The organism is Pontibacillus salicampi, from assembly GCF_042434395.1.
Lineage (GTDB): Bacteria > Bacillota > Bacilli > Bacillales > BH030062 > Pontibacillus > Pontibacillus salicampi.
Map to the genome: position 1 here is coordinate 107,623 of NZ_JBHLTP010000003.1, position 23,483 is coordinate 131,105.

The 23,483-nt window shown below is 39.4% G+C and carries 25 protein-coding genes and 1 other annotated feature; of the genes, 24 read left to right on the forward strand and 1 reads right to left on the reverse strand.

The annotated features are described in order from the left end of the window. Positions 1–105: 105 nt before the first annotated feature. From hflK to ACFFGV_RS02070, 20 genes are all read left to right on the forward strand, one after another. Positions 106–1,092, forward strand: a complete 987-nt coding sequence (gene hflK / locus ACFFGV_RS01975; RefSeq protein ID WP_377344891.1) for an FtsH protease activity modulator HflK — start codon at positions 106–108, stop codon at positions 1,090–1,092. Then, positions 1,085–2,020, forward strand: a complete 936-nt coding sequence (gene hflC, locus ACFFGV_RS01980; protein ID WP_377344892.1) for a protease modulator HflC — start codon at positions 1,085–1,087, stop codon at positions 2,018–2,020. Before hflK ends, hflC begins: the two co-directional genes overlap by 8 nt. Before the next feature lie 235 nt (positions 2,021–2,255). Continuing rightward, on the forward strand, positions 2,256–4,895 hold the full coding sequence (polA, locus tag ACFFGV_RS01985) for a DNA polymerase I (RefSeq protein WP_377344893.1): 2,640 nt from the start codon (positions 2,256–2,258) through the stop codon (positions 4,893–4,895). A 12-nt stretch (positions 4,896–4,907) separates the two neighbouring features. Beyond that, entirely contained in the window at positions 4,908–5,747 is an 840-nt protein-coding gene (mutM, locus tag ACFFGV_RS01990) for a DNA-formamidopyrimidine glycosylase (protein WP_377344894.1), read from the forward strand. 331 nt (positions 5,748–6,078) lie between these two features. Next, entirely contained in the window at positions 6,079–6,738 is a 660-nt protein-coding gene (gene ytaF, locus ACFFGV_RS01995; protein WP_377344895.1) for a sporulation membrane protein YtaF, read from the forward strand. Between the two features lie 15 nt (positions 6,739–6,753). Beyond that, positions 6,754–7,356 carry a dephospho-CoA kinase gene (gene coaE, locus ACFFGV_RS02000; protein WP_377344896.1) on the forward strand — a complete coding sequence of 201 codons (603 nt, stop codon included), beginning with the start codon at positions 6,754–6,756 and terminating at the stop codon, positions 7,354–7,356. A gap of 169 nt (positions 7,357–7,525) precedes the next feature. Next, positions 7,526–8,557 carry a glyceraldehyde-3-phosphate dehydrogenase gene (locus tag ACFFGV_RS02005; protein WP_377344897.1) on the forward strand — a complete coding sequence of 344 codons (1,032 nt, stop codon included), beginning with the start codon at positions 7,526–7,528 and terminating at the stop codon, positions 8,555–8,557. A gap of 242 nt (positions 8,558–8,799) precedes the next feature. Next, the gene (speD, locus tag ACFFGV_RS02010; protein WP_377344898.1) at positions 8,800–9,177 is read left to right on the forward strand and encodes an adenosylmethionine decarboxylase; all 378 of its coding nucleotides are present in this window, start codon (positions 8,800–8,802) and stop codon (positions 9,175–9,177) included. Positions 9,178–9,409: 232 nt separating this feature from the next. Beyond that, entirely contained in the window at positions 9,410–9,811 is a 402-nt protein-coding gene (locus ACFFGV_RS02015) for a cytosolic protein (protein ID WP_377344899.1), read from the forward strand. 32 nt (positions 9,812–9,843) lie between these two features. Continuing rightward, positions 9,844–10,308 (forward strand): transcriptional regulator NrdR, encoded by a 465-nt coding sequence (gene nrdR, locus ACFFGV_RS02020; RefSeq protein WP_377344900.1) that lies wholly within the window; start codon positions 9,844–9,846, stop codon positions 10,306–10,308. 102 nt (positions 10,309–10,410) lie between these two features. Next, on the forward strand, positions 10,411–11,823 hold the full coding sequence (locus ACFFGV_RS02025; RefSeq protein ID WP_377344901.1) for a replication initiation and membrane attachment family protein: 1,413 nt from the start codon (positions 10,411–10,413) through the stop codon (positions 11,821–11,823). A 37-nt stretch (positions 11,824–11,860) separates the two neighbouring features. Beyond that, entirely contained in the window at positions 11,861–12,787 is a 927-nt protein-coding gene (gene dnaI / locus ACFFGV_RS02030) for a primosomal protein DnaI (protein WP_377344902.1), read from the forward strand. A 230-nt stretch (positions 12,788–13,017) separates the two neighbouring features. Next, positions 13,018–13,881, forward strand: coding sequence for a sporulation protein YtxC (ytxC, locus tag ACFFGV_RS02035; RefSeq protein WP_377344903.1), 864 nt, complete (start codon positions 13,018–13,020; stop codon positions 13,879–13,881). Between the two features lie 379 nt (positions 13,882–14,260). Then, positions 14,261–16,198 (forward strand): threonine--tRNA ligase, encoded by a 1,938-nt coding sequence (thrS, locus tag ACFFGV_RS02040; RefSeq protein WP_377344904.1) that lies wholly within the window; start codon positions 14,261–14,263, stop codon positions 16,196–16,198. Between the two features lie 365 nt (positions 16,199–16,563). Further along, positions 16,564–16,689, forward strand: a sequence feature (ribosomal protein L20 leader region). A gap of 86 nt (positions 16,690–16,775) precedes the next feature. Beyond that, the gene (gene infC / locus ACFFGV_RS02045; protein WP_377344905.1) at positions 16,776–17,282 is read left to right on the forward strand and encodes a translation initiation factor IF-3; all 507 of its coding nucleotides are present in this window, start codon (positions 16,776–16,778) and stop codon (positions 17,280–17,282) included. A 44-nt stretch (positions 17,283–17,326) separates the two neighbouring features. Next, complete coding sequence (gene rpmI, locus ACFFGV_RS02050) at positions 17,327–17,524, forward strand: 50S ribosomal protein L35 (protein ID WP_377344906.1); 198 nt, start codon at positions 17,327–17,329, stop codon at positions 17,522–17,524. A gap of 41 nt (positions 17,525–17,565) precedes the next feature. Next, complete coding sequence (gene rplT / locus ACFFGV_RS02055; protein WP_377344907.1) at positions 17,566–17,922, forward strand: 50S ribosomal protein L20; 357 nt, start codon at positions 17,566–17,568, stop codon at positions 17,920–17,922. Positions 17,923–18,036: 114 nt separating this feature from the next. Then, the gene (locus ACFFGV_RS02060) at positions 18,037–18,306 is read left to right on the forward strand and encodes a DUF1294 domain-containing protein (RefSeq protein ID WP_377344908.1); all 270 of its coding nucleotides are present in this window, start codon (positions 18,037–18,039) and stop codon (positions 18,304–18,306) included. Positions 18,307–18,348: 42 nt separating this feature from the next. Next, positions 18,349–18,927 (forward strand): TVP38/TMEM64 family protein, encoded by a 579-nt coding sequence (locus ACFFGV_RS02065; RefSeq protein ID WP_377344909.1) that lies wholly within the window; start codon positions 18,349–18,351, stop codon positions 18,925–18,927. 154 nt (positions 18,928–19,081) lie between these two features. After that, complete coding sequence (locus ACFFGV_RS02070; RefSeq protein ID WP_377344910.1) at positions 19,082–19,843, forward strand: GNAT family N-acetyltransferase; 762 nt, start codon at positions 19,082–19,084, stop codon at positions 19,841–19,843. A 21-nt stretch (positions 19,844–19,864) separates the two neighbouring features. On the opposite strand, the gene ACFFGV_RS02075 is transcribed toward ACFFGV_RS02070, so the two are convergent. Continuing rightward, on the reverse strand, positions 19,865–20,248 hold the full coding sequence (locus tag ACFFGV_RS02075; RefSeq protein ID WP_377344911.1) for a sigma-w pathway protein ysdB: 384 nt from the start codon (positions 20,246–20,248) through the stop codon (positions 19,865–19,867). A gap of 236 nt (positions 20,249–20,484) precedes the next feature. Between ACFFGV_RS02075 and ACFFGV_RS02080 the strand changes: the two genes are divergently transcribed. The 4 genes from ACFFGV_RS02080 (at position 20,485) to ACFFGV_RS02095 (ending at position 23,263) form a co-directional block, all read left to right on the forward strand. Further along, a complete protein-coding gene (locus tag ACFFGV_RS02080) occupies positions 20,485–20,973 on the forward strand; it encodes a dUTP diphosphatase (protein ID WP_377344912.1) in 489 nt (162 codons plus the stop codon). Between the two features lie 74 nt (positions 20,974–21,047). Next, entirely contained in the window at positions 21,048–22,133 is a 1,086-nt protein-coding gene (locus ACFFGV_RS02085) for a M42 family metallopeptidase (RefSeq protein WP_377344913.1), read from the forward strand. A 329-nt stretch (positions 22,134–22,462) separates the two neighbouring features. Then, a complete protein-coding gene (locus ACFFGV_RS02090) occupies positions 22,463–22,663 on the forward strand; it encodes a cold-shock protein (protein ID WP_377344914.1) in 201 nt (66 codons plus the stop codon). 189 nt (positions 22,664–22,852) lie between these two features. Next, positions 22,853–23,263 carry a hypothetical protein gene (locus ACFFGV_RS02095; RefSeq protein WP_377344915.1) on the forward strand — a complete coding sequence of 137 codons (411 nt, stop codon included), beginning with the start codon at positions 22,853–22,855 and terminating at the stop codon, positions 23,261–23,263. Positions 23,264–23,483 lie beyond the last annotated feature (220 nt).

The following is a 23,483-nucleotide window of genomic DNA, read 5'->3' on the forward strand; positions in this document are numbered from 1 at the left end:
TTGTGTCAGGATTTTTTTTTGTTGAAGGGATACCTATAAATGTGAAACCTCTCCTATTACTGTCTCGTAAGTATATATATTACAGAAAAAGAGGGGGAGTACGCCATGACGTTACGTCAGATTTATACATGGGTCGGTATGGTTATTGGGATTATCATACTAGCTATTGTAGGGGTTACAAGTTGGTACACGGTGGATGAATCCGAGCAAGCTGTCATCCTGACATTTGGGAAGGCGGAAGAGAACATAACTAGTCCAGGGTTACATTTTAAACTGCCTTGGCCGATTCAAGAAAAACAGAAATTATCTAAAGAAACATTCAGTTATACATTTTCGAAAGATCCAGATGGAAAATCAGCTGATAAAGTGCAGATGATTACTGGAGATGAAAACATAGTACTTGCAAACCTTGTGGTACAGTGGAAAATAACAGAGCCAGCTCAATACTTATATCAATCGGAGGATCCGAAACTGGTACTCAGTAATGCTACTTCATCCTCCCTTCGTCAAATTATTGGTACCTCTACTATTGATGATGCATTGACGTCTGGAAAGGCAGAGATTGAAAACGAGGTAAGAGAACTTTTAAGTACACTGATAGATGATTATAAAATCGGTATTTCTATCATTGATGTTAAACTTCGAGAAGTAGACCTGCCAAATAAAGAGGTACGGGAAGCCTTCACGAAGGTACAGGATGCGAAGGAAACTAAAAATACTAAAAAGAATGAAGCGGACAAGTACAATAATGAGAAATACGAGGAAGCGCTTGGGGAGAAAGATGCGGTTATCTCCCGCGCAGAGGGCGACAAAGTTTCCCGAGTAGAAGAAGCGAAGGGCGATGTAGCTAAATTTAATGCTCTATACGAGGAGTATTCAAACTCTCCTGCTGTTACTCGGGATAGGCTCGTCATTGAAACGCTAGAGGAAGTATTGCCAAAAGCCAATATTTATATCATGAATGATGACGGTAATACAGTTAAATATTTGCCGATTGGTAATAATCAAGTACAATCCTTGCCGCAGCAATCTAATGATGAAAATGAGGATGATAAGAAAGAGGATCAGGAAGGAGAGAACAATAATGGCTGATGAGAACGTAGTAGATATGAAAGAAGGCTCAGGTGGCGGTGGTAATTATCGTCATTACATTAAAGCGGGTGTATTCATACTAGCATTTATCGTTCTAATTGGTATTTTGTTAAATAGTATGATGATTGTGAAGGAAGGGGAATACAAGGTAGTTCGCCAATTTGGTGAGGTAGTTTCCATTAAAGATAAGCCTGGACTGCAATTCAAGATACCATTTATCCAAAGTGCTACCACCCTTCCGAAAAAGAAGCAGGTGTATGATGTAGACCAAAAGGAAGTAAATACGTTAGATAAAAAACGGATTATTATTGATAACTATACCGTTTGGCGTATTACAGACCCACAAAAAATGATAACCAACGCCAAAACGGTCATTAATGCAGAAGCCCGTATGGGAGAATTTATTTTCTCTACCGTAAGGTCGCAGCTTGGTCAGATGAATCTGGAGGAAATAGTCAATGATGAGAAATCTTCCAGAGGGGATGTAAATGCAACCGTAACGGAAAAAGTAAATAGCTTGTTGAAGCGGGATAATTACGGTATTGAAGTTGTGGATGTACGGATTAAAAGAACAGATCTTCCGGATGAGAATGAGCAGGCAGTATTTCGGAATATGATATCTGATCGAGAAACGAAAGCTCAAGAGTACTTGTCCCAGGGAGAAGCGAATAAGAAACGTATTATTGCTAAGACAGACAGGGAAGTTCAGGAAATGATCGCAAAAGCTAATAAACAAGCATCTGAAATTAGAGCCCAAGGAGAGCAGGAAGCTGCAAAGATTTACAATGATGCTTTTGAAAAGGACGAAGAATTCTATCAGCTTTATAGAACACTGGAGTCCTATAAGAAGACCATTGATGGAGAGACCACAATTATTCTCCCGCAGGATTCCCCATATGCTAATACCTTAGCAGGGTACCTAGAATAAGAGCTTAATTAGGCAAAACGATTATCTCAAGAATCTATAGTCCAAGGGGCGTCTTTTTTCATCTATACCTTATCATGGTAAAATAGATGAAAATGGCGTCTCTTTTTTCTCGTGAAAAAAGTAATACTATAGCCTGTTAAAGTTTTTATTTTGTGAGAAGATGAAGAGAAGAAGATTTGCCCTCACTATTATATATTCCAAATAACATGAAGAACGATGAAGGAGTGCTTTACGAATGACTAAAAAGCTAGTGTTGATCGATGGAAATAGCATTGCCTATCGAGCCTTTTTTGCGCTGCCGTTGTTAAATAATGATAAAGGTGTACATACAAACGCAGTATATGGTTTTACAACAATGCTTCTAAAAATATTAGAGGAAGAAAGTCCAAGTCATATGCTAGTAGCATTTGATGCGGGGAAAACGACCTTTCGTCATAAGACCTATGAGGAGTATAAGGGCGGACGTCAAAAAACTCCGCCAGAGCTCTCTGAACAATTCCCGCTTCTGCATGAGTTGTTAGATGCGTTTCACATTTCCCATTATCAGCTAGAGCAATATGAAGCAGATGATATTATTGGTACTTTGGCAAGACAAGCAGAAAAAGAAGATTGGGAAGTAAAGGTGATTAGTGGAGATCGAGATTTACTTCAGCTCGTATCCAATCATATTACTGTTGCTCTTACGAAAAAAGGGATTACGAATGTAGAAAACTATACGCCTTCTTTCATGAAAGAGAAAATGGATATTATCCCCGAGCAGATTATTGATTTAAAAGCGCTAATGGGGGATAGTTCCGATAACATCCCTGGCGTGCCAGGAGTAGGGGAAAAGACAGCTGTGAAATTACTCAATCAATTTGAAAACTTGGACAACGTGTATGCTAATTTAGATGAAGTAAGTGGTAAGAAGCTGAAAGAGAAACTAGAGAATAATAAAGAAGAAGCGTATATGAGCAGGGATCTTGTCACGATAAATATAGAAAGTCCCATTGAAATTGGGATAGAGGATGTCATATATAAAGGGTATGAAACTCCAAGTGTTACGCATGTTTTCCGCGACTTCGGATTTAATTCTCTATTAGAACGAGTTCAAAGTGATGAGGAACGTAGTGAAGAAGCTGTAGAAGCTTTACCAGCATTCGATGTGAAAATAGTAGAGGAAGTAACGGAAGACATGCTTGCAGAGACATCTGCTCTTGTCGTAGAGATGCTTGGAGAGAATTACCATTATGCAAATATAGAAGGGATTGGTCTGGTTAACGATAACGGCGCGTATTTCATCCCAACGGAGATGGCGTTTCAGTCAAGTACATTTATAAAATGGGCAGAAGACGAATCAAAAAAGAAGTGGGTATTTGATGCCAAGAAGACGTTTGTATTAATGCAGCGTCAAGGTATTCATATGAAGGGTATTGAATTCGATTTATTGATAGCTTCCTATTTAATTAACCCTGCCGAAAATTATCACGACATTCCTTCCATTAGCCATCGTTTGGAAAAAAAGGGAGTCGCATTCGATGAAGATATATATGGGAAGGGAGCTAAGGTCAAAGTCCCTGAACAAGCTATTCTGGCAGATCATGTAGGCAGAAAAACCAATATGCTGTATGGATTAAAAGAGCAAGCTGAAGAACATTTAAGAGAGAATAGTCAATGGGAATTGTATCATGAGCTGGAAATGCCGTTGTCCATTATACTTGGTGTAATGGAGCATACGGGAGTGTCTCTAGATGTAGAACGATTGGAGAACATGGGTGAGGAATTACAGAAGCGGCTGGCAGATATTGAGGAAGAAGTATATGAGCTGGCAGGAGAGTCCTTTAACTTAAACTCGCCTAAACAATTGGGCCCTATTCTGTTCGAAAAATTAGAGCTGCCTGTTGTGAAAAAAACCAAAACTGGTTATTCCACCTCAGCTGATGTGCTAGAGCAGCTAAGAGATCAACATGCAATTATCCCTAAAATCTTATTGTATCGTCAATTAGGGAAATTACAATCCACTTATATTGAAGGTTTATTGAAGGTTGTCGATCAAGAATCCCATAAAATCCACACCCGCTTTAACCAAGCCTTAACTCAAACAGGACGTTTAAGTTCTACGGATCCTAATTTACAGAATATACCAATCCGGTTAGAGGAAGGAAGAAAGATTCGCCAGGCATTTATTCCGTCGCAAGAGGGATGGAGAATATTTTCTTCCGATTACTCTCAGATTGAGCTGCGCGTTCTTGCACATATCTCCAATGACACTAAGCTTATTCAAGCGTTCAACAACGGGGAAGATATTCATACTCAAACAGCGATGGATGTTTTCCATGTAGAGAAAGATGATGTCACTGATATGATGAGAAGACAAGCAAAGGCAGTTAATTTTGGAATTGTATATGGCATTAGTGATTTTGGATTATCCCAAAGCTTAGGGATTACAAGAAGAGAAGCAAAAAAATTCATTGAGCGTTATTTTGAAAGCTATCCTGGGGTAAAGGCCTATATGGATGATGTTGTTCAGGACGCAAAGCAAAAGGGGTACGTAACGACACTAATGAATCGTCGCAGGTATTTGCCAGAAATAACAAGTCGCAACTTTAATAGAAGAAGCTTTGCTGAACGAACGGCTATGAACACACCTATTCAGGGAACAGCAGCTGATATTATAAAGAAAGCAATGATTGATTTGTATGCGGCATTAGAGGACGAAAAGCTGGAAGCTCGCATGCTTCTTCAAGTACACGATGAATTAATTATGGAAGCTCCAGAACATGAATTAGATACATTAAAAGAATTAGTTGCCAGAGTGATGGAAGAGACCGTATCGCTTGAGGTTCCCCTTGAGGTAGATTATGCATACGGGAACACCTGGTATGATGCAAAGTAAGGAGAGAGAAACATGCCAGAACTTCCAGAAGTAGAGACGATCAAGAAAACTTTAGAACACTTAGTATTAGGGAAAACGATTGAAAGGGTAACCGTGTTTTGGCCAAATATTGTGCAGGAACCAGATGATACAAGTGCTTTTTCAACCGTTGTGCAAGGTCAAACAATTCAGAAGCTGCGTCGTCGAGGGAAATTTTTACTGTTTTACCTCGATACACACATTCTTATCTCCCATTTACGTATGGAGGGCAAGTATGGTGTGTTTGAGGAAGGTACGCCTGTAGCAAAGCATACGCACGTTATTTTCCATTTTACTGATGGATATGAGCTTCGTTATCACGACGTGCGTAAATTTGGCACGATGCACGTATTTCCAATTGGAGAAGAATGGAATCGTGATCCATTAAAAAAGCTTGGCCCCGAGCCGTTTGATGTATCCTTTTCTACGGAGCATCTAGCTCAACGCTTACGCAAGACAAGCAGATTTGTTAAAACTGCTTTATTAGACCAAACCATAGTAGCTGGCCTTGGTAACATTTACGTGGATGAGGCGTTATTCCGTGCATCTATTCATCCTATGCGTGTTTCCTCAGATCTCAACGAAAAAGAAGTAAACGCTCTGCACAAGTCTATTATAGATACGTTAGAGGAAGCAGTCCAACAAGGTGGAACGACAATTCGCTCCTATGTGAATACCCAGGGCCAAATAGGAATGTTTCAGCACCAGTTATATGTTTACGGGCGAGAGGAAGAAGAATGCCGAGTATGTACAACGCCGGTCTCCAAAATGAAGGTTGGAGGAAGAGGTACACATGTATGCTTGAAATGCCAAAAAATACAAGCGAGTGAATAGATGCTTCCTTGCTTGTCCTGCTAATAAGTCAACATCGATGCACGTTGTTCATCGTGTTTCCTTTATCTCATGCGCGGCCCTCCAGCCCATACGTCGCTAAACGGACCCCCTCCGCTTTTTATATGAATCCAGCTGCGGTGTCCAGCGACTAGTGGGTTTCGGTCCGCTTCTTGCGATAAGTCAACATCGATGCACGTTGTTCATCGTGTTTCCTTTATCTCATGCGCGGCCCTCCAACCCATACGTCGCTAAACGGACCCCCTCCGCTTTTTATCATATAATACAAGTTTCGTGTAATATGCTCCCTCCATATACTATGATACATATTTGTATGGAGGGGGCGGGGGATTTGTATGATTTGATTACGTTAATTCTGCTTGCTTTTGCGGTGAGCTTGGATAGTTTTACGGTTGGGTTTACGTATGGCATGCGGAAGATGGGATTGTCGGTTCGGGCTATTCTTTTGATTGCTTGTATCTCGGCGTTGTCTTTTTTTGCTTCGATGATGATTGGAAAAGGGCTATCGTTTATTTTATCGCCCCATATTACAGAGGTGTTGGGTGGTAGTATTCTCATCCTAATAGGGGTTTGGGTGATTTATCAATTTTTTAAGAGTAATAGGTCTAATTCTTCTCCAGTATCTAAGGAGCCGTATATCTTTAAAATGGAAATCCAGTCGCTTGGGATTGTGATTCAAATTCTGGAGAAGCCGATGAGTGCGGATATGGACCGATCTGGGTCCATTAATGGAATCGAAGCGATTCTCCTTGGGCTGGCTTTGTCATTAGATGCGTTTGGAGCGGGTATTGGTGCTGCAATGTTTGGCTTCCCGCCAGTGTATACAGCACTTACTATAGCTTTTATGAGTAGTTCGTTTTTATGGATAGGGTTGAAGAGTGGCTATTTACTGTCTTATTGGAGGTGGGTAAATCAGCTATCCTTCCTGCCGGGTATCCTACTTATATTATTAGGCGTTATGAAAATGACGTAAAGGGGGGCATATATTATGACAGTGGTTGTTGGTTTAACGGGGAGTATTGCAAGTGGCAAAAGTACAGTATCCCTTATGTTTGATGACTATAACATCCCTGTAATTGATGCAGATAAGTTATCCCGTGAGGTTGTGGAGCCTGGAGAAAAGGCGTATGAGGAAATTGTCTATACGTTCGGTTCCTCTGTTTTACGGGAGGACCAGACGATTGATCGAAAAGCTTTAGGGAATATAGTGTTTCAAGATGAAGAGAAGAGAAAACAATTGAATAGTATTGTCCATCCAGCTGTAAGGGAGCGAATGCTGACCAAACGGGATGATTACATTGCGAAAGAAGTACGTGCGGTTGTACTGGACATTCCTCTTCTATTTGAAAGTAATTTAATGGATTATGTAGATAAAGTGCTAGTGGTATATGTAGATGAGGGTACGCAGCTTAGTCGTCTTATGGAAAGAGATGGGAGTTCCGAAGAGGAGGCAATGAGCAGAATCAATTCTCAAATCCCAGTAGCGGAAAAGGCAAAGAAAGCAGATGAAGTTATAGATAACTCTGGGTCTAAACAGTCATCGTATGACCAGCTAGATCATATACTTAGAAAGTGGGGCATAGTGGCATAGCCTCCTTGCTACCTTTAAGTGCCGAGTTCTTGATGATAAGACTCGGCACTTTTTATATGGTTTCTCGTGGATTTTTTTACATTATGTCACTCACCAGTATCGAAATGTGTTATACTAATTGTACATAAATAAATGTAGTATATCACATAAGTGGAGAGGGGTAGTTTTTATGAAGCCACGTGTAGCAATTAATGGATTTGGACGAATTGGAAGGATGGCATTTCGTCTTGCGGTACAGGATGATTCTATAGATTTAATAGCAGTTAATGCGAGTTATCCGCCAGAGACGTTAGCTCACCTTATTAAATATGATTCTGTACATGGTCGTTTTGAAGGAGAAGTGAAAGCGCTTCAGGATGGTATCGAGGTTAATGGGAAGAAAATTCTCCTTACTGCTCAGCGTGATCCTAAAAAGCTTCCATGGACAGAGCACGAGATTGATATTGTTATTGAAGCTACAGGGAAATTTAAAACTAATGAAACAGCCGGGGCACATATCGAGGCAGGAGCGAAAAAAGTTGTCATCACAGCTCCAGGCAAAGGTGTTGATGCAACCATTGTTATGGGTGTAAATGACAACGTTTACAATCCGGAAGAGCATCATGTAATTTCTAATGCTTCCTGTACAACAAACTGTCTAGCTCCTGTCGTAAAGATTTTAGATGAGCAATTTGGTATTGAAAACGGGTTAATGACTACCGTTCATGCTTTTACTAACGATCAGCAAAACTTAGATAATCCACATAAAGACTTACGCCGTGCTAGAGGTTGTACACAATCTATTATACCCACATCCACTGGAGCTGCGAAGGCGCTCGGTCAAGTGCTGCCTCACTTAGATGGGAAAATGCATGGGATGGCTCTACGCGTACCTACCCCTAATGTGTCTCTTGTAGATTTAGTAGTGGATGTAAAGCAGGATGTTACTGCAGAGCAGGTAAACAATGCTTTTCAAACCGCATCAAAAACTAGCTTAGATGGCATATTGGATTATTCAGAGGAGCCATTAGTATCAATTGATTACACCACTTCCGAGTTTTCTTCCATTATTGACGGGCTATCCACAATTGTTATAGAGGATCGTAAAGTGAAAGTGCTTGCTTGGTATGATAATGAGTGGGGATATTCAAAGCGTGTGGTCGATTTAGTTAAATTTGTGGGCAGCCATCTGAAAAAAAAGGAAGAAGCTAGTGTTTCCTGAGAACATTCATGCAAGGAAAAATAAGGTTTATTTGGTAAAATTAAGGCAGAGATTTCGAAAATCTTTGCCTTTTTGTATTGCAAAAAGGAAGGAAACCATATATACTAACTTTTGAACTTCTGAATTATAGTTGAATGGCTGCTTAAAGGGTTAGGACCTCATCGGACTAACTTTCCCCCGTGGTAGTACATTTGTAAGTCATTTAAGAAGTAAACTTATAGCTTGTAAAAGGGGGATTCCCAATGGATACAATGGGTAGACACGTAATTGCAGAACTTTGGGATTGTAACATTAGCAAATTGAATGATATGAATTTAATTGAACAGATTTTTGTCGATGCTGCATTGAAATCAGGTGCAGAAGTTCGTGAGGTAGCCTTTCATAAATTTGCTCCACATGGAGTAAGCGGGGTTGTCATTATTTCTGAATCACATTTAACAATACACAGCTTTCCTGAGCATGGATATGCCAGTATTGACGTGTATACTTGTGGTGATCGAATTGATCCCAATGTGGCAGCACAACATATAGCAGATGCACTAGAATCTAAAACAAAAGAAACAGTTGAAGTTCCGCGAGGAATGGGACCTGTAGAAGTTAAAAAATATAACGTTTTATAATAAAAAAGAGGTGTACAGGAGTACATCTCTTTTCTTTTGCCACCCCTATTATCTCTTCTGTTTACATGGGAAATACCTTCAACTAGTATTTCAACGTTTGAAAAAGTTGAATAAAATCCACTATAACGACCTTCTGTCTCTTTTAGTTCACATTCATTCTTCATTATTTCACTGGAATGTATGTATTTAACCTTTTTTATTTTTTGATATAATAGATAAGAGGTGTACACGTATGAAACTAAAACAATGGATAGCTACATATTTCACCAATCATTCTGAATCACAGGAAGACCATGGTCATGATGCTTTAAAGACGCATTATTTTAAAACGACAAAAGATAAAGCGATGAAAGTATTGAAGGAGTACTATGAGCGTTCCAATTCCTACCATACGGTTTCTGTTTCAGAAGAGCATGGGGAAATAAGTGTTCAAATTAAGCAAGGTAAGAAAGCCTTTATGGTTGTAAGTGTTATCATGGTAAGACCTTACCACACCGCTATAGATTTTTCTGTTACTACAGAATCGGCATTACCAATTGACTTTGGATACAGCCATAAGGTAATAGAAAATCAATATAAATGGCTAAAACAAGATCTTCCTTTTATAGAAACATCAATGGCGCATAAAATATAGAAGCTGGAATACTGATTTGGAGTTGATATGTAGTGAAGTGCCCCAATTGTGGCTACAAAAGTACAAGAGTATTGGATTCGAGACCTGTGGAAGAAGGGAAATCCATACGTCGGAGAAGAGAATGTGACCAGTGCAATTTTCGATTTACCACTTTTGAGCGCATAGAGGAAGTTCCACTCATAATTGTGAAAAAGGAAGGCACTCGAGAAGAGTTTAGCCGAGAGAAATTGATGCGAGGCTTAATTCGAGCGTGCGAGAAAAGACCGGTGGCAGTGGAAGAACTAGAGAATATTGCTGGAAATGTGGAACGGGAATTGCGCAATCGTGGTGTTTCAGAGGTGCAAAGTAAAGAAATTGGGGAAATGGTAATGGATCGCCTGTCTGGAATAGATGAAGTAGCCTATGTACGGTTTGCATCTGTTTATCGGCAGTTTAAAGATATTAATGTTTTTTTAGATGAATTAAAGGATTTAATTAAGCACGACTCAGAGGGGTAATTGCTATGAGAGGGCCGAAAGCGGGCTCTTTTCTTATTTATAGTCATCCCTCTACTATACTTATGCAGAAGAAAGTCAGCAGAGAAGGGAGAGTAAACTACTGTGCATAACACAAATATCGGAAAATTGTTGCCTGTAGATGGATTTAAAGTTCAAATACCATTAAATATCACGGTGAACATGTCCACCTCCCTGACTCATTTATATCAACCACTCATAGGGATGTCTGCCATTTCCTTTTATCAGACATTGTTAACAGAATATGAATTGCAACAGAGAGAGAGTCATCCAAGAACGCATCATTTATTAATGAGTTATTTACATTTACCTCTAGATCAGTTATATGAGGCAAGGAAGCGATTAGAGGCTATCGGGTTGTTGAGGACATTTCTTCATCAAACAGAAGAGGAGACTACTTATACGTATGTTCTCCAAAAGCCCTTTACTCCAAGTGAATTCTTTGAAGATGATATGCTTTCTTTGTTACTGTATCATCATATCGGTGAAGAGAAATATTATCGTTTAAGAGATGCGTTTTATGTGAAAGTGATAGTGGAAGATTCTTCTACGGAAGTTACTTCTACATTTGAAGAAGTATTCTCTTTAGGAGAATACCAGCAGGATATGCCCCAGGCGCAAGAAGAAGGCCAATCTTCCAGAATAGTTACATCGAAGAGTATGGGTGCAAATTTACAAAAATCAATGATTGATTTTAATATGCTTCAACAGAATTTGCAACAAAGGATGCTTCCCGTTCATACTATATTTACCGAGCATAATAAAAAGATTATGAATCAGTTGACATTATTATATCAGTTAGCAACATTTGAGTTAGAGAAAGCTATTCAATGGTCCTTGACTGATGAAAATGAGCTGGATGTGACAGAATTAAAAGAAGCTTGTCACGACTTATATCAATCTAAGCAACAGCAAGGTAGTGTACAGCTGACAGAGCGACGGGATAGGGTTTCAGCAGTTAACGGCGACTCCGCTAAAGAAAAAAACACTGATGATGATAAAGGAGAGGCACTAATTAAAAGATTAGAGCACATTTCTCCTCGACAGTTGCTGGTAGATTTATCAGATGGTGGTGAACCCACTCAGAAGGAATTAAAGACCATTCGAGATATTATGACACAGCAAGGATTATCAGCGGGTGTTATGAATGTGTTGATTTATTATGTCCTATTGAAAACGGATATGAAGCTTTCCAAGCCCTATATGGAAACCATTGCTGGTCATTGGGCAAGATTACAAGTGAAAACGGTACGTGAAGCCATGCAGGTAGCTAAATCCGAGAATCAAAAATATCAGCAATTAGCTAACAAACGGAAGAGCGGAAACCGAAAACATAATAAAGAAGTACTTCCAGATTGGTTTAAAGACCATCAAAAAGAACAAAATTCAAAACAAGTGCAGCAAGCAGAGAAACAGCAAGAAAATGAAAGATCCTCGGAAGATATTGAGAGGGAAAAACAGGAATTGGCTGAAGCGTTAAAGAACATGGATGATTAATGGAAGTAGCGAATAAATTGATTTAAGGATGAGTGACATGGAACCGATCCAAACAGCTTTGAAAAAATGGATGAGAGAAAGTAAGAATTTTCAACAGCATTACGACAGTATGCGTCAGGCTATACTGCGTGATAAAGATGTTCAGCAAATTCTTGAACAAAATCCTCATCTGACCGAACAAGATATAGAACGTCATTTAATTAAGTTCTATGAATATGAATCTCAGTCCAAACGCTGTGAGAATTGTCCTTCTCTAAATGAGTGTAAAAATCTGGTGCCAGGTTATTCTCCAAGTCTACATGTAGAAGGCCAATCTGTGCGTTTAACGTATGAAATGTGTCCAAATAAAAGACAGCATCAAGAACAATCAGAGAAGCGTTCCTTTATTAGCAGCCTTCATATGCCAAAGGACATTCTGGAAGCCAAGTTTAAAGACTTAGATCCGGATGACCGCTACGAGGCTATCCGGCAGGCAATGAATTACACGGAAAACTATGACTCCGAAAACGGACAAAAAGGGCTCTACTTTTACGGTCGTTTTGGAGTGGGGAAAACTCATCTTCTAGGTGCCATCGCTAATAAGCTTGCCAACAAGCGTATACCATCGTACCTCATTTATATGCCAGAGTTTGTAAGAGAGATGAAATCTTCCTTGGGTGATAATACACTTAATGAAAAAATTGAAAAGTTTAAGACCACTCCTGTCCTGATGATAGATGATATTGGTGCTGAATCCATGTCTTCCTGGTTCCGCGATGAGGTGTTAGGCTCCATCTTACAATACCGAATGATGGAACGATTGCCTGTTTTCTTTACATCTAATTATTCCTTAAAGGACCTCGAGAAACACCTAATGACTAATACACGTGGTGAAGTGGAAGAATTGAAAGCGGGGAGAATAATAGAACGAATTAAAGCAGTAAGTAAGCCTGTCGAGGTTATAGGTCAAAATAGAAGAGGATAGACTTGTTGAGCAAAGATTCAGTAAGCTAGATAGAAGTAATTATCTAGTTTACTGTAATAGTTTCAATGTGCTACTGGAGCGAATGACAACGAAAACCTCTGAGTAATAAAAAAACAGCCTGATGAAAGGTTGTTTTTTTTTATTGTATAAAGGAATATGAATAAAAACGTACATGTTTTCCTCCTTAATCCCATATAATGTAACAGTTTCATGGGAGAGGGGGAATGGACTTGAGAGAGGTTTGCTTTGAACAGAAAAGGGAGGCTTTAGCTTTTTGTGATTTTATGATGAATAGTTCCTTAGAAGCAACTGTTCGCTGGAATTATACAAAAAAGTGGGGGCATTCCGTACACATAGAATGTAGTCAGCTAGATGGACAGGCTTTAGTGAATAAGATAGTAACAGGGTTGATTCATGTATTTACACTACATAGAGAACATATATGGTTACATGATATCATTCGTGATTGCTACTATTATCAGGACGAGGATGAAATTGGTCATATTCTAGAGGTTTGCCGATCCTTTATGGAAGGAGAAGCAGGAGAACATGTTCTGAATGGGAAGATTAGTCATAAACGCCTCGTCATGATGTTATCGAGGGTTTTGGAAAATGCTATTCAAGAACAGAAAGACAGGCTGCACTTTGATTCTGTCATTACCTTTCGATTACAATTGTACTATGAAGATCTAATTGAATTTGTTGGCACAGCAATTGATGAGTATAAAAGAGAAGAAGAGTATCAAAACTATGTTGAGCAATTGAGAGAATACCTACAAACAAAGCGCCCAAGACTTGACCAGTTACACGTGGTGCAAAAGGATGGAGCATTTAGATTTTTTGGAGAAGAGGGGAAGCCATTAACGAAGAACATGATTAAGGAGCTTGCAAAGCAGGAACCCCTTTTTGTATTTGGACTAGGGCAGGAAGAGTTGAATTTAACACCGATAATGGCGTTAGCCCCGAAACGGATATCCATCTACGGAAGTGATGTAGCAGACCCAAAAACGCTGACAGTGATGAATGTGTTCCAGGAGAGGGCGTCTATGTATTCGATACATCAATTTCCATATAAAGAATTGCTGTCCACCTAACAGGAAAATGGACTTGCTTTCAAGCATAAAACGCCATATAATATAAAACATAACGAAAAAACAACTATTCCTTGATATAAATACGGTAAGGATGAGGATCACAATAATACCATTCGACTTATCAGAGAGGGAAGCCATATGGGCTGCGAGCTTCCTAAGAACGAACTATTATTTACCACCTCTGAACCCTGTTAGTGAACCTTTAGTAATTAACAGCGCTTTGTCCACGTTAAGGATGTACTTAATGAAGCCACCTCCAGCGGTGGAAATTAGGGTGGAACCACGGGTATAACGCTCGTCCCTTCGCTACAATGCAAGGGATGGGCGTTTTTTAGTGCTGTTAAAGATAATTTATAATACATTGAAGGAGTGACAATACATGTCGGAAGCTATTCAACTAACATTTCCAGATGGTGCAGTAAAGGAATTCCCGAAAGGTTCGACGACTGAAGATGTAGCAGCTTCCATTAGCTCTGGTTTGAAAAAGCAAGCTATAGCAGGGAAGTTAAACGGGCAATTACTTGATTTGAAACGAGAGCTATTCGAAGACGGAACAATTGAAATTGTAACATTACGAGATGAAGAAGGAATTGAGGTTTTACGCCACTCTACTGCTCATTTAATGGCTCAAGCAGTCAAACGGTTGTATGGGAACGTTCATTTAGGAGTAGGGCCGGTTATTGAAAATGGCTTTTATTATGATATGGATGTATCGGACTCAATCACTTCTGAAGACCTTCCTAAAATTGAAAAGGAAATGCAGAAGATTGTAAGTGAGAACTTACCAATTGAACGCATGGAAGTAAGCCGCGAGGAAGCAAAGCGGATGTATGAAGAAATAGGAGATGAGTTGAAGCTTGAGCTACTAGAAGATATTCCAGAAGGAGAGCAAGTGACCATATACAAACAAGGGGAATTCTTTGATTTGTGTCGTGGACCTCACGTGCCCTCCACTTCGAAAATAAAGGTTGTTAAATTATTGAGTGTTTCCGGTGCCTATTGGCGTGGTGACAGTGATAATAAGATGCTGCAACGTATTTATGGTACTGCGTTTGAGAAGAAAGACCATTTGAAAGAATACTTACACATGCTTGAAGAAGCCAAGGAGCGTGATCATCGTAAGCTTGGTAAAGAATTAGATATCTTTACTGTGTCTCAAAAGGTAGGGCAAGGGCTTCCTCTATGGCTGCCAAAGGGGGCAACAATTCGTCGTACTATTGAGCGTTATATTGTTGATTTAGAAGAACGTCTGGGGTATGATCACGTCTACACACCAGTATTAGGATCTGTTGATTTATACAAGACAAGCGGACATTGGGATCATTATCAGGAAGATATGTTCCCAACTATGGAAATGGATAATGAAGACCTTGTGCTTCGTCCAATGAACTGTCCGCATCATATGATGATATACAAAAGTCAATTCCACAGTTATCGTAATTTACCGGTACGTATTGCAGAGCTTGGAACCATGCATCGTTATGAAATGTCTGGTGCACTTGCCGGACTGCAGCGTGTTCGAGCGATGACTTTGAACGACGCGCACATCTTTGCTCGACCTGATCAATTAAAAGATGAATTCATTCGTGTGGTACGCATGATTCAAGAGGTGTATAAGGATTTCGGTTTGAATGATTATTACTTCCGCTTATCCTATCGTGACAAGGATGATACTGAGAAGTATGTAGATAATGATGAGATGTGGGAGAAAGCCCAAGCTCTTCTAAAAGAAACGATGGAGGACATGGAGCTGGAGTATGTGGAAGCAGAAGGAGAAGCTGCATTTTACGGTCCAAAACTCGATGTTCAGGTGAAGACAGCATTAGGGAAGGATGAGACCCTCTCGACTGTTCAATTGGATTTCCATTTACCAGAACGCTTCGATTTGACCTATGTGGGTGAGGATGGAAATCATCATCGTCCTGTTGTTATACACCGTGGTGTTGTATCTACAATGGAACGCTTTGTAGCATTTCTGATTGAGGAATATAAAGGGGCTTTCCCGACATGGCTAGCCCCAGTTCAAGCCAAAATTATTCCAGTCTCCTTAGACGCTCATCTTGATTATGCAAAGAAGGTCGAGGATTCCCTTCGCTATGCAGGAGTACGAGTAGAGCTTGATGAAAGAGACGAGAAGATCGGCTATAAAATTCGAGAAGCCCAAATGCAGAAAGTTCCTTACCAGCTAGTGGTAGGAGATAAAGAAATTGAACAAGACGGCGTTAATGTTCGACGCTACGGCGAGCAAGACTCCGAAACACTGGAGCTTCAAACGTTTATAGACAAAGTGAAATCTGAAATTAATGATAAAGCATAAACAGGAAAACCTGAGCGCGTCTGCTCAGGTTTTCTAAATGATTACCGCTGTTATTGTGTACAGTATCCAATGATTCCTAGCATAGCAGGTGAGTGGTCATAAAATTTTAATCATATCTTAGCAAAATCTAGAATTGATTTATAACGGACGTTTAGGATAGATTCGTTATTTTATTTGGTACCTTCACTTTGTAACCACTATTCCTACCTACCTCCTAAAATCGTTGAAAAAGGACTTGCGCGTGGATAATAAATCATGTATTCTATAAAAAGTCATGTGGAAAAGCCGATTAGGATTATTGGGGATATCGTTGACATACTACTAGCCACGTGTTATATTAGTAAAAGTGAAATTAAATATTGGTCAAAGACAAGTAGAAGCACCCGCTTCTCACCTGATTGACGTTCTTACTGAACAGTTGACGGGTTTCCAATCTTGAACGTGAATGGGAGACGTGTGGGTGCAGTATGTACCGACACTTTTTTAATGTTTACATTCCAGAATGAGCATATAACTTGTCGAGACTAAAATAGTATTTTTATCTAAACCCTGGAGGTGGCTGGTTATTAGCAAAGAAATGATCGTCAATGACAAAATCCGTGCTCGTGAAGTACGCCTTATTGATGCAAACGGTGATCAATTAGGTGTCAAAACAAAGAGCGAAGCGTTGGATATCGCTGAGAAAGCTAATCTTGATCTAGTAATGGTTGCTCCAAACGCAAAACCACCTGTCTGTCGTATTATGGACTACGGTAAGTATCGTTTTGAGCAGCAAAAGAAAGAGAAAGAACAGCGTAAAAATCAAAAGGTAATTAACGTGAAGGAAGTACGTTTAAGTCCTGGTATTGAAGAGCATGACTTTAATACAAAACTTCGTAACGCACGTAAATTCCTTTCTAAAGGCGATAAAGTGAAAGCGACTATCCGCTTCCGCGGACGCGCAATCACCCACAAAGAGCTAGGACAAGAGGTTCTAGATCGTATGGCACAAGAATGTAAAGACCTATCTACGGTTGAAACAAAGCCTAAGATGGAAGGTCGTAATATGTTTATGATGCTTGCTCCAGTTAACGAAAAGCAGTAATGGAGTAGAAAGCAGCAACCAATAGCTTAAAGGAGGAACTACTTATGCCAAAGATGAAGACTCATAAAGGTTCTCAAAAACGTTTTTCTAAAACGGGTAGCGGTAAGGTGAAACGTTCCCACGCTTTTACAAGCCACTTATTCGCTAACAAGCCTCAAAAAACAAAGCGTAAGCTACGTAAAGCTACCATTGTAGACCGCAGTGATTACAAGCGTATTAAAAGTATGCTACCGAAGAAATAAGCAAAGCACGACAATAGATATTTTTACAGGAGGGAACTATTATGGCACGTGTTAAAGGTGGAACAGTTACACGCCAACGTCGTAACCGAGTATTAAAGCTCGCTAAAGGTTATTATGGTTCGAAACATGCTTTATTCAAACAAGCAAAACAGCAGGTAATGAAATCAGGTCAGTATGCATACCGTGACCGTCGTCAAAGAAAACGTGATTTCCGTCGTCTATGGATTGCACGTATTAACGCAGCGGCTCGTATGAACGACATCTCTTACAGCCGTCTAATGCACGGTCTTAAGCAAGCTGGTATTGAAGTTAACCGTAAAATGCTTGCAGACCTAGCAGTTACAGATGAAAAAGGTTTCGCAAACCTTGTAGAGCAAGCAAAAACTGCTCTTAAATAAATAAGGCAACGAAGTCATTCCTTTTTATGGGGATGGCTTTTTTTGTATAGAACTGGCAGCCCCTTGTTTGGAATATAAAGAATAGGTGGTGCTCCCAGGTAAGGGGGGATTAGCATGATAGTTGTTTTCTATCTATTGATTATTAATGTTGTTGGATTTATTTCTATGGGATATGATAAGCGAAAAGCTCAGCAACATGAGTGGCGTGTACCTGAGAACAAATTATGGTTGATTGCTTGGATAGGGGGAGCGATAGGGAGTTGGCTTGGAATGAGTGTATTTCACCATAAAACAAAGCATACGACGTTTGTGGTAGGAATGCCGATCCTCCTTATCATCCATATCATTCTTTACTTTGTCATAAAGGCTCGTCTCTTGTCATAAGCATGTAATAGACCGCTGACTGCCAGGGGAGGAGGACTATATGTGCAGCAATTAGGAGCACTTGTGATGACTATCGTAGAAGCTAGCGGCTTGTTTGCTCCGTTATTGTTCATTAGCTTTCATTTACTTCGTCCTTTATTATTTCTGCCTGTTGCTTTTATTTGTATATCTGGCGGAGTTATGTTTGGAACTGTAACAGGTTCTATTTATTCTGTCGTCGGAGTTACCTTGTCAAGCCTGTTGTTTTATAAGATGAGTGAGTGGATGCCGAAAACCCTTAAAAAGCTTGTCTCTTTAAAGCATAAATTCTTTGGCAAGCATTCATCTTTTTCCAGAGGTCAAATTGCTATTTTGCGCTTAGTTCCGTTCATTCATTTTCATTTAATATCCTTGTGTATTATTGAGATGTCTACTAATTTTCGTGACTATATGAAGACCTCTTTCTTGACTAATATACCTTTAGCGGTATTATACACTTCTGTTGGTCAATGGGTATCAAGCTTATCACCCATTATTATGGCTGCAGTGCTCGTTTCGTTTCTGCCACTGTTCTATATTCTACGTAAAAAGGAAATCGTTATTAAGTGGGCGGATTTCTTTGCAGCTGAAGGTGCGAAATAAGTTTCTTAACGTCTGTGCTAACAGACGTTTTTTATGTTAGTACTATGTTATTCTATTCAGAGTAAGGCGTCTCCCTGAGAAACAGGTACATCCTGTTATGTAACTTTGCTTATGTCTTCATTAAACATACAATATAAGGTTGGAGTGATGTAACATGTTGCATTTATTACAAAAAAACGATGAGCCTGCCCTTCTTCATCTACTGGAAAAGGACAAGATACATAATCTTCCCTTCTATGGGTATCTCCCTTATTTGTCTAATATCGACAGCCGGTTTGGGTTTTATGGAAAATATAAAGAGGATCAATTAATAGCGGCTGTTTATTTTAGCCCTTATAACATGGGGGTAGCTATAGAGGAAGAAGGCATCATACACGAAGTTTATGACTTATTGGTCACGCTTCCTTCCACGTTTTTGTATGGCAGAAAAGATATTTTGGAAAAAATGGGTGAATTTCCGTATCGTAGTCCTCATCCTTATGCTTATGGATATTTAACACCATTAGAAGATGAGTTTAACGAGAGGGTAGCGGCTCAGGCGACTTTTAATGACAAGCAGCAGCTCTTATCCTTTTATGAAGGGAAAAATATTCAACTAGAGCTAGCGGAATTACTGGATAGCCTGTTAGCACAGGGGAATGTGTTCGTAGTTAGAAACGAAGCTGGGACAATAGCGTCGGCGGCCATTGCTCATTCTGAAACAGAAGAATATGCATTAATAGGGGCAGTTTACACCAATGAGGATGATGGAGGCAAGGGGTACGCAGGAGCAGTTGTGCAAGCATTACGAGTTCATTTGTCTCATAAAGGTATTACACCGTTTTTATTTTATGAGGCTGATAAAAAACAACTAGAACATTTTTACGAAAAGCTTTCTTTTGAGAAAGTGGCTGACTATGTAATGTGGCATGACTAAGGCTCCTTCAAGGACCCTTAGTCATGTAAGCAATAATTGATCAATTGGATTCTTCCATTCTATTTTTGCGTGAGGATAGTGAATAAGAATTTCCTTTTCTAAGAAATACAAATCTTGTCTATCAAAACCTTTAAGCTTATTAGGGTGCTTTGTCCAAATGGCTATGGAGACGACTTCAAAGGAGTCTTCTGTTGTCCCTAGGTATTTTTCTCCTTCGAACAAAACCCCCTTGTATGTGATTAGGAAATTTTTCTTTACATTATCTACATCATCATAGTAATAAAATTGTTTTTTTTCTTGAGCTAATTCCAGTTTTCGTTTAGGATTCATGACATATTTATAAGCTGTATAAATAAGTAATACCATCGCAATAAATATTAACAGGCGAAGCACTAGAATAATCACGGGCAATCTACTCCCTTTAAGCAGGTTTCTATTCTGTAGTAGTATGTACGTGGACAGGTATGGAAACGTTTCAAGTTTTTTACCATAAATAAAAAACTTTTTAGATGGGCCTTTTTTATTTGCTTTTATTTTCCCTGCTATTACAAAACAATGAATATAGCGGCTAAAAACAATTGGATGCGCTAGAAGAACTCTGACATAATAGAGAGGAGTATATAAAGAAAAGGGGCTTCGACATGAATTGGAAGGAATTATTTCAAATGCAGCAGCAGCTGGATCAACGAATAGAAGAAGAGCATCACCTAACTGATCAAGACCTTTTCTCGAAAAAAGTGATGGCACTATTTGTAGAGCTTGGAGAATTGGCAAATGAAACGAGATGCTTCAAATTTTGGAGCAGTAAACCTGCAAAAGAACAGAAGGTTATTTTAGAGGAATATGTGGATGGGCTGCATTTCATCCTCTCGTTAGGACTAGAAAAACAATTATCCTTTCAGGGGACAGGAACCATGCTTGACAAAGAGGAAGATACGACCACTCAATTCCATAAAGTACTTGGAGAGCTTCACCTTTTTCAGCAATCTCCAACCTCTACTCATTATGAGCAGCTATTTTATGAGTTTCTACGATTAGGAAAAACGCTTGGATTTGAAGAAGGAGAAATTCAAGAGGCATATTATTTGAAGAATGAGGTCAATCACCAGAGGCAGGATCAAGGGTATTAAATATATTCTTTTGTTAAACTTAGGAAATATAGATATAATAACAAATAATATCTTGTGTATAAGGAGGATCAATCATGACAAAATGGGATGATACATTGTCCATGTTGAAAGATTTAACAGATGCGAAAGGGATTCCCGGCAACGAGAGAGAGCCGCGGGATGTCATGAAGAAGTACATAACACCTTACGCTGATGAAGTATATACCGACAACCTTGGCAGCTTAATAGCAAAAAAAGTTGGTGAGGAAAACGGCCCGAAAATTATGGTTGCAGGCCATTTAGATGAAGTAGGCTTCATGGTTACGAGAATCGATGATCATGGATTTATATACTTTCAAACAGTTGGTGGCTGGTGGAATCAGGTAATGCTGGCTCAACGAGTTACCATCATGACAAGAAAAGGAGAGCTAACTGGTGTAATTGGATCCAAACCACCTCACATTCTATCTGCTGAGCAGAGAAAGAAACCAGTAGAAATAAAAGACATGTTTATCGATATTGGTGCTGCTTCAAGAGAAGAGGCCAAGGAATTCGGAGTTACTCCAGGAGATGCTATTGTTCCATATTTTGAATTTACGCAAATGCCAAATGAGAAGATGCTTTTAGCGAAGGCATGGGATAATAGAATTGGCTGTGCCATTGCAATTGAAGTGCTTCGTAGACTAAAAACAGAAAACCATCCTAATATCGTTTATGGTGTAGGAACCTCTCAAGAAGAAGTAGGTACAAGAGGGGCAAAGACATCTACGAATGCCATTAACCCGGATATCGGGTTTGCTGTGGATGTTGGTATTGCGGGAGACACACCAGGTGTATCAGATAAAGAAGCAGCCAGTAATATGGGAGAAGGCCCTCAAATTATTCTGTATGATGCTTCCCTAGTATCTCATAAAGGTTTAAGAGATTACGTAGTGGATACTGCGGAAGAAAATGATATTCCATATCAGTACGATGTTCTAGCGGGCGGAGCTACAGATGGAGGTTCAATCCATTTAACAGCAGAAGGAGTGCCGGCTTTAGCCATTACTATTGCGACTCGCTATATTCATACCCATGCAGCGATGCTTCATCGAGATGATTTTGAACATGCTGTAGAGTTGCTAGTCCACGTCATCAAGGGACTAGATAGTGACAAAGTAAAGGAAATAACATTTTCATAAATGTAAACGAGGGAGCATTTCTGCATAGAAATGCTCCTTTGTGGTGTGTGCGGCATGGAGGTGTCGCTTTATGGATAAGACATCTTAACGGTAAAGTTAGTCTCAGTATCCTTTCATCAGAAGGAAATAAAAGCCCTCAGCGATAGTTAACTATATTTATAATAATAGTTGACGATTTAGAAAAAGGGCGTTATAATAATAATTAATTATTCTTGTTCGATTACGAATGAAGGAAAAAAGTAACTTGTAAGTGACTTTCGTCTGGAATGAATATGCAGAGCAATAATAGTAATACAATGTGGACTTGATCCACAGCAGGAGGTAACTATATGTTACAAGGTAATGTTAAATGGTTTAACGCAGAAAAAGGTTTCGGTTTTATTGAAGTAGAAGGTCAAGACGATGTATTCGTTCATTTCTCTGCTATTCAAGGCGAAGGTTTCAAAACTCTAGAAGAAAATCAAACAGTTTCTTTCGAAATCGTTGAAGGAAACCGTGGACCACAAGCAGCTAACGTTCAAAAACAATAGTTGTTAACCAACAAAGACTCTCCTACTATAGGGGAGTCTTTTTCTGTATATAGGATGCTGACAAGCTCCGTATGCAACAATCAATATTACCATATAAACCTACAATTAAATGAAAGCGCTTTATATGCTCTGGGATGTCTTATTAGTTGGCGAGGATGTTGGATTGAAAAAGTGAAATGGAGGGTTCGAATGAATCGTAAAGCAATATTTCTATACGCAGGGATACTGTTTGGATCATATTTCATTTTATTGACGTCAACTGAAAATGGAGAACAGAAGCGAAGTATTGCCAAAACAAATAATTTGTCCTTAGACGAACAAGTACTGAACGGAACGGTTCATGATAAGGTTTTGATGATTTCACAGGTTGAGGATGGTTTGATGAATAGTTTTAAGGCTATTGAAGAAGTACAGCACACCTATAACAGTGATCATCTAGTGATTACTATAAGAACCAATCTTTCCACTCTCTTATTTACATCGGGGAGTATAGAGGTGAAAAGGATGGAGCAGTATGCAGATGAAATCGTAGAACAATATGTAAATGGGCAGTCGTATGATATCGTTATTCGGAGTAGAGATAATACAAGGTTGAATTAATAAGAAAGGACGCCCGATACTACGTCCCATCAAGCAATGGCAATCAACCAAATGGATGTGTTTCGCTATGTTGGAACGAATTGGCTCGTTTTTTCATCGAGCAGCTCACAATAGCATGTATAGATGAGCTTTATTGTATAAGGCCATGACGAAATGAGCCCCCTATCCTGTAAACGGAAAGGGAGCTTTCACCATAATAAGGTCTTGTGGCTTTCTCGAC